Source organism: Streptomyces phyllanthi (genome assembly GCF_009377205.1).
GTDB classification, from domain to species: Bacteria; Actinomycetota; Actinomycetes; order Streptomycetales; family Streptomycetaceae; genus Streptomyces; species Streptomyces phyllanthi.
In genome coordinates, this window is the sequence record NZ_VJZE01000339.1 from 1 (window position 1) to 10,190 (window position 10,190).

Genomic DNA, 10,190 nt, shown 5'->3' on the forward strand with positions numbered 1-10,190 from the left:
CCCCCGGGGAGCGGGGCCGCACTGGCGGCCGCGCTGAAGAAGGCGCAGGCGGCCCGGATGGCGCGTGGGGGGAGCGAGGGCGGCGTGCGGATCCGGGTGGATCCGCTGGATATCGGGTGAGAGGGGCTGCGTGAGGGAGCTCTGAGCGCTCGGTGCGTACCCGTGAGGGGAGCTGATCGCCCTCCCTCGCCGCTTCCGGGTCACTGCCTCCCGGTCGGGTACCGGGAGGCAGACAGGGACGGGTCAGCCGCTGCGAGGGCCCGGGAACGCCGTGGGCCTCGCCTCTTCGCGGAGGGTCGGGCTGCCCGCCGTCGGCTGGCTGGGCATCGAGCGCGCCGCCGGGACCGTGGGCACCGTGGGGATGCCGGTGTTGACGTTGACCGTGCGGGAGCCCGCGGGCTCCGGGGCGCGGTCGAGGTCGGCCGCGGCCACCGTGGCCTGGGCGGCGGCGCGGCGGGCGCCGTAACGGCGGTGCACCGCCTGCTTGGTGACTCCGAGCGCCGAGCCCACCGCGTCCCACGAGAAGCCCAGGGAGCGGTCGAAGTCCACGGCCGCCGTGACCAGGGTCTCGACGCTGTCCCGCAGCTCCTGTGCGAGGCGGACGGTCGGGGCGGGGGCGCGTCCGTAGACGACGAAGCCCGTGGAAGGCCCGGAGCGGCGCGGGCGGTAGACGTTGCCCAACTGGGCGGTCAGGGTGCGCAGTGCGTCCACCTGCCGGCGGACCCGCTCGATGTCCCGCACCAGCAAGTGCAGGCTGGCCCGGGCCTGGGCGTCGTGGGTTGCGTGGTCGGCCATGAACAAGCCTCTCGAACCGGCGTTGAAAAGGTTGGGAAGAAGGACGGGCCGCGGTACGCGGCCTGTTGGTCAATCTTTCTTGACCAACGCGCTTCGGAGTCTGTGGTCACGCTGCGGGGGCGTAAGGGCATATGCGTACGCCCCCGGGTGGTGTTTCCCGTCCGCACGCCCCGAGGCCTCCGGATGCCCCGGCGCCCTGTGCCCCGGCGCCCCGACGTCACCGTGCCTCATAGACTGGTGCGTCGCCCCGCCCACCCGGTGCCCGGAGATGTGCGGGGCGGTCCGAACTCCCGCCCGAGAGGCCGACAGTCACCCATGAAGCTCGTCTTCGCCGGTACCCCCGAGGTCGCCGTTCCCGCTCTGGACGCCCTGATCGCCTCCGGGCGGCACGAGGTGGCCGCCGTCGTCACGCGGCCCGACGCGCCGGCGGGGCGGGGGCGGCGGCTCGTCGCGAGCCCTGTCGCCGAGCGCGCGGAGGAGTCCGGCATCGAGGTGCTGAAGCCCAACAGGCCCAGGGACGAGGACTTCCTGGCACGGCTGCGGGAGATCGCGCCGGACTGCTGCCCCGTCGTGGCGTACGGCGCCCTGCTGCCCCGGGTCGCCCTCGACATCCCCGCGCACGGGTGGGTCAACCTGCACTTCTCGCTGCTGCCCGCCTGGCGCGGCGCCGCACCCGTACAGCACTCCATCATGGCGGGGGACGAGATCACCGGGGCGTCGACCTTCCTCATCGAGGAGGGCCTCGACTCCGGGCCCGTGTACGGGACCGTCACCGAGGCGGTCCGGCCCACCGACACCAGCGGTGACCTCCTCACCCGGCTCGCCTTCGCCGGGGCCGGGCTGCTGGCCGCGACGATGGACGGGATCGAGGACGGGACGGTCAAGGCCGTTCCGCAGCCCACCGAGGGCATCACGGTCGCGCCGAAGATCACCGTCGAGGACGCGCACGTCGACTGGTCGGCCCCCGCCCTCCGTGTCGACCGGGTGGTGCGCGGATGCACGCCTGCCCCCGGTGCGTGGACGGACTTCCGCGGCGAGCGCCTCAAGCTGATCCAGGTCACGCCGGTCCCCGAGCGCACCGATCTCGCCCCGGGCGCGCTGGCCGTCGGCAAGAACAACGTGTACGCCGGGACCGGTTCGTACGCCGTGGAGCTGCTCTGGGTCCAGGCCCAGGGCAAGAAGCCGATGCGCGCCGCCGACTGGGCCCGCGGGGTACGGATCGCCTCCGGCGAGAGCCTCGGGGCCTGACCCGGGCCCTCGAAGCCTGACCCACCCGAGGCGTCCCGGGCCCACCCCAGCGACGTACGCTGGGCATCGCACCCCAAATCCCATATCCGGAGCACCTTTTTCGTGAGTGAGCAGTCGCGTCGGCCGCGCAGGCCGGGCAAGCCCTACCGCCGGCCCCAGAAGGACCCCGTCCGCATCCTCGCCTTCGAGGCGTTGCGGGCCGTGGACGAGCGGGACGCGTACGCGAACCTCGTGCTGCCGCCGCTGCTCAGGAAGGCGCGGGAGAAGGGCGACTTCGACGGGCGCGACGCGGCGCTGGCCACCGAGCTGGTGTACGGGACGCTGCGGCGGCAGGGGACGTACGACGCCGTTCTCTCGGCCTGTGTCGACCGGCCGTTGCGGGAGGTCGACCCGCCCGTGCTGGACGTGCTGAGCCTGGGCACGCATCAGCTGCTCGGCACACGGATCCCCAGCCATGCCGCCGTCTCGTCCTCCGTCGAGCTCGCGCGGGTCGTCCTCGGCGACGGGCGCGCCAAGTTCGTCAACGCCGTGCTGCGGAAGGTCGCGCAGCACGACCTCGACGGATGGCTGGAGCGCGTGGCGCCGCCGTACGACGACGATCCCGAGGATCATCTCGCCGTCGTGCACTCGCATCCCCGCTGGGTCGTCTCCGCCCTGTGGGACTCGCTCGGGGGCGGGCGCTCCGGCATGGAGGAGCTGCTCGAAGCCGACAACGCCCGCCCCGAAGTCACCCTCGTCGCCCGGCCCGGGCGGACCACCGCGCGTGAGCTCCTCGACGCGCTCGGGGACGAGGCCGCTCCGGCCCTCTGGTCGCCGTACGCCGTGCGGCTCAGCGAGGGCGGCGAGCCGGGCGCCATCGACGCCGTACGGGAGAACCGTGCGGGCGTGCAGGACGAGGGCAGCCAGCTCGTGGCGCTCGCCCTCGCGGGCGCACCCCTGGAAGGGCCCGACCGGGCATGGCTGGACGGGTGCGCCGGGCCCGGTGGCAAGGCCGCGCTGCTGGCCGGGCTCGCCGCGGAGCGCGGTGCCGTGCTGCTCGCCTCCGAGAAGCAGCCGCACCGGGCCGGGCTCGTCGCCAAGGCGCTCGACGGGAACCCGGGCCCGTACCAGGTCATCGCCGCCGACGGGACGCGGCCGCCGTGGCGGCCCGGCAGTTTCGACCGGGTGCTGATGGACGTGCCCTGTACGGGACTCGGCGCCCTGCGTCGGCGGCCCGAGGCGCGGTGGCGTCGGCGTCCCGAGGACCTGGAAGCGTTCGCGCCGCTCCAGCGCGCGCTGCTGCGGACCGCGCTCGACTCCGTCCGCGTCGGCGGTGTCGTCGGGTACGTCACCTGCTCGCCGCATCTAGCGGAGACCCGCGCCGTCGTCGACGACGTGCTCAAGCAGTACGGCTCCGCGGCCGATCTCATCGACGCGCGGCCGCTGCTGGAGGGCGTACCGGATCTGGGCGAGGGACCGGACGTACAGCTGTGGCCGCATCTGCACGGGACGGACGCGATGTATCTGGCGCTCATCCGCCGGGTCGCGTGACCTTCGGGACGGGTTCCGGTGGCGCACCCCCGCCGTCCTCGCGCGCGAGCCGGTGGGGCCACCACACCTTCGGACCGACGTCCAGGAACAGGGACGTGACCAGGACGGAGCGTACGACGAAGGTGTCCAGGAGCACGCCCAGGGCGACCGCGAAGCCGATCTCGGCGAAGGCGACCAGGGGGAGCGTGCCGAGGGCGGCGAAGGTGCCGGCCAGGACCAGGCCGGCGGAGGTGATGACCGCGCCCGTCGCCGCCAGACCCGTCACCACTCCCGGGCGGGTGCCCTGACGGGCGGCCTCCTCGCGGATACGGGTGGTCAGGAAGATGTTGTAGTCGATGCCCAGGGCGACGAGGAAGACGAAGACGAACAGCGGGAAGTCGGTCGTCTCCCCCGCGTAGTCGAAGGCGTACCGGAAGGCGAGCGCGCTGATGCCCAGGGCGGCGGTGAACGACAGGATCACCGTCGCGACGAGCAGCAGGGGTGCGATCAGGGCGCGCAGCAGGGCGCAGAGGATCAGCAGGACCACGACCAGGACCAGCGGGATGATCAGGACGTTGTCGTGGGTCGTCGCCCTGTCCATGTCGAGCAGGGCCGCCGTGCCGCCGCCCACCTTGGCGTCGGCGTCCGGTACTGCGTGGACGGCGTCCCGGACGCGCTCCACGGTCTGTTTCGCGGCCTCGCTGTCGGCGGGGTCGCTCATGGTCGCCTCGAACAGGACCCTGCCCTCGTGCTCGGGTTTCGCGCCCGGCGGCAGACCCAGGGAGTCGGGCACGACACCGGGTGTCGTGGCGACCGTGCGGCCGACCTCCTCGGCCTGTGCCCGGTTGCTGACGATGAAGAGGGGATCGCCGCTGCCCGCCGGGAAGTAGCGCTCGGACACCTCCTGGCCGACGATCGAGTCCGGGGTGTCGGTGAAGGCGTCCGCGTTGCTGATGCCCTCGGCGCGCAGCTGGATCATGCCGAGGGAGCACAGGGCGAGGACCGCCGCCGTGACGGCCCAGATCATGCGCGGGCGGCGGGCGATCCCGCGCCCGGTACGGGCCCACACACCGCGCTCGGCCGGGTCGGCCGTGCCGTGGTGCGGGATCACCGGCCAGAAGATCCACCGGCCGAAGATCACCAGCAGCGCGGGGAAGAGCGTCATCATCGCGAGCAGGGCGACGGCGATACCGATGGCCGCGACCGGGCCGAGGCTCTTCGTCGAGTTCATCTCGGCGACCAGCAGGACGAGCATGCTGAGCACGACGGTGGCGCCGGAGGCGATCACGGCCGGTCCCGCGCGGTGCAGGGCCAGGGCCATCGCCTCGTGGCGGTCCTCGTGGCGGCGCAGCTCCTCGCGGTAGCGGGCGACCAGCAGCAGTGCGTAGTCGGTGCCCGCGCCGAAGACGAGGACGGTGAGGATGCCCGCGCTCTGGCCGTTGACCGTCAGGCCGCCGTGCTCGGCCAGCAGATAGATCAGCGCCTGCGCGGTGAACAGGGCGGCGATCACGGCGAGCAGCGGGACCACCAGCAGAGTCGGACTGCGGTAGGTGATCAGGAGCATCACGATGACGACGCCCATCGCCGCGAACAGCAGCGTGGAGTCGATGCCCTCGAACGCCTCGGAGAAGTCGGCCGACGTACCGCCCGGGCCCGTGATGTGGACGGCCAGTCCGCCCCCGCTCTCCCCGGTGACGTCACGGATCGAGTCGACCGCGGGCGCGATGCGGTCCCAGCCCTCCTCGTCCATCGTGATCGGGACCAGCACCTGGGCGGCCCGGGGATCGGCCTCCCGGTCGTAGACCGGCCCCCTGGTCTCCGCGCCGCGGATCCCGTGGTCGCTGAGCTGCTTGAGCTGCCGTACGTCCTCGTCGATCCGCGCCCGGTCCTCGGCGGTGAGGCCGCTCTCGCGCGCGTATACGACCACCGCGGGGATCTGCTCCGGCCTGAAGTCCTCGGAGATCTCCAGGACCTGGGTCGACTCGGCGGAGCCGGGAAGCCACGACTGCGCGTCGTTGTCCTGGGCGTCGGAGAGCTTCAGCGCCAGCGGCGCCGTCAGGAAGAGCACCACCACCCACAGGACGAGCACCAGCCACTTGGCGCGGCGCCCGCAGACCAGGTACGCGACGCCCTTCCCCCGCCCGTCCCGCGCCTCCGTCATGACCACCCCCGCAGCCGCACGCGGAGCCGGTCCACCGCTTCCGCGCGGAGCCGTCGGGCGGGCCGGTACGGCGTGGGCGCCCGCGGGGAGGCAGCGGCGGAGGGCATCAGGTCCGGACCGGGGGCAAGGGGCCGCGCCGGGCATGGGAGGCTTGTGCCATGGCCGTGCAGATCAACCCCAGTATCCTGTCCGCCGACTTCGCCCGCCTCGCCGAGGAGGCGAAGGCGGTCGAAGGGGCCGACTGGCTCCATGTGGACGTGATGGACAATCATTTCGTCCCGAACCTCACGCTCGGTGTGCCGGTCGTAGAGTCGCTGGCCCGTGCGACGGACACCCCGCTGGACTGCCACCTCATGATCGAGGACGCCGATCGGTGGGCGCCGCAGTACGTCGAGGCGGGTGCCGGGTCCGTCACCTTCCATGCCGAGGCGGCCGCCGCGCCGGTGCGGCTCGCCCGTGAGATCCGTGCCAAGGGCGCCCGGGCCTCCATGGCGCTCAAGCCCGCGACACCCGTCGAGCCGTACGAGGACCTGCTTCCCGAGCTCGACATGGTGCTGATCATGACGGTCGAACCGGGCTTCGGAGGCCAGGCGTTCCTCGACATCATGCTGCCCAAGATCCGCCGCACCCGCGAGTTGATCACCAAGCACGGTCTCGAGCTCTGGCTGCAGGTCGACGGCGGCGTCTCGGCCTCCACCATCGAGCGCTGCGCCGATGCGGGCGCGGACGTCTTCGTGGCCGGCTCGGCGGTGTACGGCGCCGAGGACCCCGCCGAGGCGGTACGGGCCCTGCGCACGCAGGCGGAGTCGGTGACGGCCACGGCGGCCTGGGCCTGCGCCCACTGATGCCCCAAAAACCTGCCCCAGGAACCTCGCGGGGCCCCGGAACGTTGACCGGAAACCCCGCGGAGCCGCTGGGGAGAGCCCGGTCGGCGGGCCGTTCGAGCCCGTGGACGAGCGACTCCATGGCCAAGGGAATGTGAACGCCGCCCATCAGGGCTGATCCAATACGCCGGATCTGCAAGGATGAACGGCGTATCCAGAGTGTGAACAGCAGTGAGGAGATGGCCGTGTCGGGTATGTCGGCGGGCCGGTCAGCCATGCGGATGGGACCCGCTGAGCTGGTGCAGGCGGCGGCGATGGCCCGCCGCTTCTACCTCGAGGGCAAGTCCAAGATCCAGATCGCGGAGGAGTTCGGCGTCAGCCGCTTCAAGGTGGCCCGGGTCCTGGAGACCGCCCTCGAACGGGATCTCGTACGCATCGAGATCCGCGTCCCGGCCGAGCTGGACGCCGAGCGCTCCGACGCGCTGCGCGCCCGCTACGGCCTCAGGCACGCCGTGGTCGTCGAGTCGCCGGCCGAGGCGGAGGAGTCGCCCGACCCGGAGAACCTCGGCGAGGTCGCCGCGGATCTTCTGGGCGAACTGGTGACCGAAGGTGATGTCCTCGGGCTCGCCTGGGGCCGCTCCACCATCCACATGGCGGCCGCCCTCGACCGGCTGCCGCCCTGCACGGTGGTGCAGCTGACGGGCGTGTACGACGCCGGGACCGCCGAGCGCGGCTCGGTGGAGGCCGTCCGCCGGGCCGCCCAGGTCTCGGGCGGTGACGCCCACCCCATCTACGCGCCGATGCTGCTGCCGGACGCGGCCACCGCGGCCGCGCTGCGCCACCAGACCGGGATCGCCCGCGCCTTCGAGTACTTCGACAAGGTCACGGTCGCCTGCGTCTCCATCGGCTCCTGGGAGGCGGGCATCTCGACGGTGCACGACATGCTCACCGAGGAGGAGCGCTCCCACTACGCGTCCCTCGGTGTCGCCGCCGAGATGTCGGCCCACCTCTTCGACGCCGAGGGGCGCCGGGTCGGACGGGACCTCGGCGAGCGGTGCATCACCGTCAAGGCCGACCAGCTGCGCCGTATCCCCGAGGTCGTCGCGATCGCGGGTGGCCAGCGGAAGGCTGCCGCCATTGACGCGGTCCTCCGGTCGGGGCTGGTCACCAGCCTCGTCACGGACACGTCGGCGGCGGACTCCCTGCTGATGGCGGGGCCTGCGCCTCGGCATGCGCTGAACAGAGCGGACCCCGACGGGCCGTAACGCTCTGCCTGCGACCGGTGCGTCTCGTCCGCCTGGTCGGGATGTGCGGGCGGCCGCGGGGCCGATGCGGCTGGTCGCGCGGTTTCTCGCGCCCCTTTCCGGGGCGAGCCCGGGAAAGGTGTGCAACGATGATCACTACGACTCGATCAGGGCGGTGCTGAGATGAGCGACGGCACTCTCGCCGAAGCGCTGGCCGCCGGGGGCTGGGCCCATATCGAGCTGGACCTCGCCGGAGTCACCGACAAGCCCGCCTTCATGGACCGCTGCGTCCGTGCGCTGGCGCTGCCCGGGTACTTCGGGCGCAACTGGGACGCCCTCGCCGACTGTCTCGGGGACCTGTCGTGGGCGCCGCCCGCGCGGGGGCGTCTGGTCATGATCCGGAACTGGCGGGAGTTCGCCCTGGCGGTGCCGAACGACTGGAGCATGGCGCAGGAGGTGTTCGCCGAGGCAGGCGACCGCTGGCGCGGCACCGGGACCCCGCTCCAGGTGGTGCTCGCGCTCGGAGAATCCTCCTAGGGCGTCCCCGGCCGCTCGGACGATCCGTCCGGACCGTGGACGCCTGCCGCCGTGGGAAAATGAGGTACGTGCTCTTCCCCCTGGCTGACCTGTCGGGGGGCCACCTCTGATCGACTGGGATGTGCAGCACGTGCGTTTCCTCAATGACATCCGGCCCGCCTACGACCTGACGTACGACGACGTCTTCATGGTGCCGAGCCGATCCGCGGTCGGGTCCCGCCAGGGCGTGGACCTCACCTCCCCGGACGGCACGGGCACCACCATTCCGCTCGTCGTCGCCAACATGACCGCCATCGCGGGCCGTCGTATGGCCGAGACCGTCGCCCGGCGCGGTGGGCTCGTCGTCATCCCCCAGGACATCCCGATCGAGGTCGTCACCGAGGTCATCTCCTGGGTGAAGGGCCGGCACCTCGTCCTGGACACGCCGATCGTCCTCGGCCCCCACCAGACCGTCGCCGACGCCCTCTCCCTGCTGCCGAAGCGGTCGCACAACGCGGGTGTGGTCGTGGACGAGGACCACAAGCCGGTCGGTGTCGTCACCGACACCGACCTGTCCGGCGTCGACCGCTTCACCCAGCTCGCCGAGGTCATGTCCAGGGACCTGCTGCTCCTCGACGCCACGATCGATCCGCGCGAGGCCTTCCACACCCTCGACGCCGCCAACCGCCGGTACGCCCCCGCCGTCGACCCCGACGGCAGGCTCGCCGGCATCCTGACCCGCAAGGGCGCCCTGCGCGCCACGCTCTACACCCCCGCGACCGACGCGCACGGCAGGCTGCGCACGGCCGCCGCCGTCGGTATCAACGGCGATGTCGCGGGCAAGGCCAAGCAGCTCCTCGACGCGGGCGTCGACACCCTCGTCATCGACACGGCCCACGGCCACCAGGAGTCGATGATCAGCGCCATCAGGACGGTCCGGGCGCTCGACCCGGCGGTGCCGATCGTGGCGGGCAACGTCGTCGCCGCCGAGGGCGTGCGCGACCTCGTCGAAGCCGGCGCGGACATCGTCAAGGTCGGTGTCGGCCCCGGCGCCATGTGCACCACCCGCATGATGACGGGGGTGGGGCGGCCGCAGTTCTCCGCCGTCCTGGAGTGCGCGGCCGAGGCGCGCAGGCACGGCAAGCACGTGTGGGCCGACGGCGGTGTACGGCATCCGCGCGATGTCGCGATGGCCCTCGCGGCCGGTGCGTCCAACGTGATGATCGGGTCCTGGTTCGCGGGGACGTACGAGTCGCCGGGCGATCTCCAGCAGGACGCCAACGGGCGCCTCTACAAGGAGTCGTTCGGTATGGCCTCCGCGCGTGCCGTCCGGAACCGCACGTCCGACGAGTCGGTGTACGACCGCGCCCGCAAGGCCCTGTTCGAGGAGGGCATCTCCACCTCGCGCATGTTCCTCGACCCGGCCCGCCCGGGTGTCGAGGACCTGATCGACTCGATCATCGCGGGCGTCCGCTCGTCCTGCACCTATGCGGGCGCCGCCTCCCTGGAGGAGTTCGCCGAGCGGGCCGTCGTCGGTGTCCAGAGCGCCGCCGGCTACGCGGAGGGCCAGCCCCTGCACGCCAGCTGGAACTGAGGAGCGAAGGGGGGGCGCGAACGTTTCGGGAACCCCCGGCCCATGGTCGAGAGCCCTCGCGCAACGATCATGCACGCGGCCCCGGTGAACGCAACGATCTTGCGGAGGTACGCAAGGTTGCTGCGTTACGCCCGCGAAGCGATGATCAGTAGGCTCGTGCGCTGTACGTGGCGTGGCGGGGACCTCCTGCTCGGTGGGTCCCTGCCTTGGGCTGCCGCCGGTCCTCACCCGCCCTGACCGGCAGCGATGAAGGAGCCGACGCGTGCTCGACCACGGCGCACCCCCGCAGTCCCCGACCC

8 protein-coding genes and 1 pseudogene are annotated in these 10,190 nt (G+C 72.4%); 7 read left to right on the forward strand and 2 right to left on the reverse strand.

Annotation, left to right across the window (positions count from 1 at the left end; all coding sequences use genetic code 11):
- Positions 1-120 (forward strand): annotated as a pseudogene (locus FNH04_RS48100) (primosome assembly protein PriA); the annotation flags it as partial.
- 123 nt (positions 121-243) lie between these two features.
- Here FNH04_RS48100 and FNH04_RS33180 read toward each other — a convergent pair.
- Positions 244-795 (reverse strand): hypothetical protein, encoded by a 552-nt coding sequence (locus FNH04_RS33180; protein WP_152789557.1) that lies wholly within the window; start codon positions 793-795, stop codon positions 244-246.
- Positions 796-1,110: 315 nt separating this feature from the next.
- Here FNH04_RS33180 and fmt point away from each other — a divergent pair, with 315 nt between their 5' ends.
- Together fmt and FNH04_RS33190 are read left to right on the forward strand one after the other, a co-directional pair.
- Entirely contained in the window at positions 1,111-2,043 is a 933-nt protein-coding gene (gene fmt, locus FNH04_RS33185) for a methionyl-tRNA formyltransferase (RefSeq protein WP_152789558.1), read from the forward strand.
- Positions 2,044-2,145: 102 nt separating this feature from the next.
- Positions 2,146-3,573, forward strand: a complete 1,428-nt coding sequence (locus FNH04_RS33190; protein ID WP_322724552.1) for an RsmB/NOP family class I SAM-dependent RNA methyltransferase — start codon at positions 2,146-2,148, stop codon at positions 3,571-3,573.
- Here the strand turns inward: FNH04_RS33190 and FNH04_RS33195 are convergent.
- Entirely contained in the window at positions 3,554-5,713 is a 2,160-nt protein-coding gene (locus FNH04_RS33195; protein WP_152789559.1) for an MMPL family transporter, read from the reverse strand. The genes FNH04_RS33190 and FNH04_RS33195 overlap by 20 nt on opposite strands.
- Before the next feature lie 158 nt (positions 5,714-5,871).
- Between FNH04_RS33195 and rpe the strand changes: the two genes are divergently transcribed.
- The 4 genes from rpe to FNH04_RS33215 all read left to right on the forward strand — a co-directional run bounded on the left by rpe (position 5,872) and on the right by FNH04_RS33215 (position 9,891).
- Complete coding sequence (gene rpe / locus FNH04_RS33200; RefSeq protein WP_152789560.1) at positions 5,872-6,558, forward strand: ribulose-phosphate 3-epimerase; 687 nt, start codon at positions 5,872-5,874, stop codon at positions 6,556-6,558.
- A gap of 200 nt (positions 6,559-6,758) precedes the next feature.
- The gene (locus FNH04_RS33205) at positions 6,759-7,802 is read left to right on the forward strand and encodes a sugar-binding transcriptional regulator (RefSeq protein WP_322724555.1); all 1,044 of its coding nucleotides are present in this window, start codon (positions 6,759-6,761) and stop codon (positions 7,800-7,802) included.
- Positions 7,803-7,964: 162 nt separating this feature from the next.
- Entirely contained in the window at positions 7,965-8,318 is a 354-nt protein-coding gene (locus FNH04_RS33210) for a barstar family protein (protein ID WP_152789561.1), read from the forward strand.
- A gap of 130 nt (positions 8,319-8,448) precedes the next feature.
- Entirely contained in the window at positions 8,449-9,891 is a 1,443-nt protein-coding gene (locus tag FNH04_RS33215) for a GuaB1 family IMP dehydrogenase-related protein (RefSeq protein WP_322724556.1), read from the forward strand.
- Positions 9,892-10,190: the final 299 nt, after the last annotated feature.

Bases quoted from the DNA above. Each gene is read 5' to 3' on its own strand.
- FNH04_RS33180 (WP_152789557.1), bottom strand. From the start codon at position 795: ATGGCCGACCACGCAACCCACGACGCCCAGGCCCGGGCCAGCCTGCAC.
- fmt (WP_152789558.1), top strand. From the start codon at position 1,111: ATGAAGCTCGTCTTCGCCGGTACCCCCGAGGTCGCCGTTCCCGCTCTG.
- FNH04_RS33195 (WP_152789559.1), bottom strand. From the start codon at position 5,713: ATGACGGAGGCGCGGGACGGGCGGGGGAAGGGCGTCGCGTACCTGGTC.
- rpe (WP_152789560.1), top strand. From the start codon at position 5,872: ATGGCCGTGCAGATCAACCCCAGTATCCTGTCCGCCGACTTCGCCCGC.
- FNH04_RS33210 (WP_152789561.1), top strand. From the start codon at position 7,965: ATGAGCGACGGCACTCTCGCCGAAGCGCTGGCCGCCGGGGGCTGGGCC.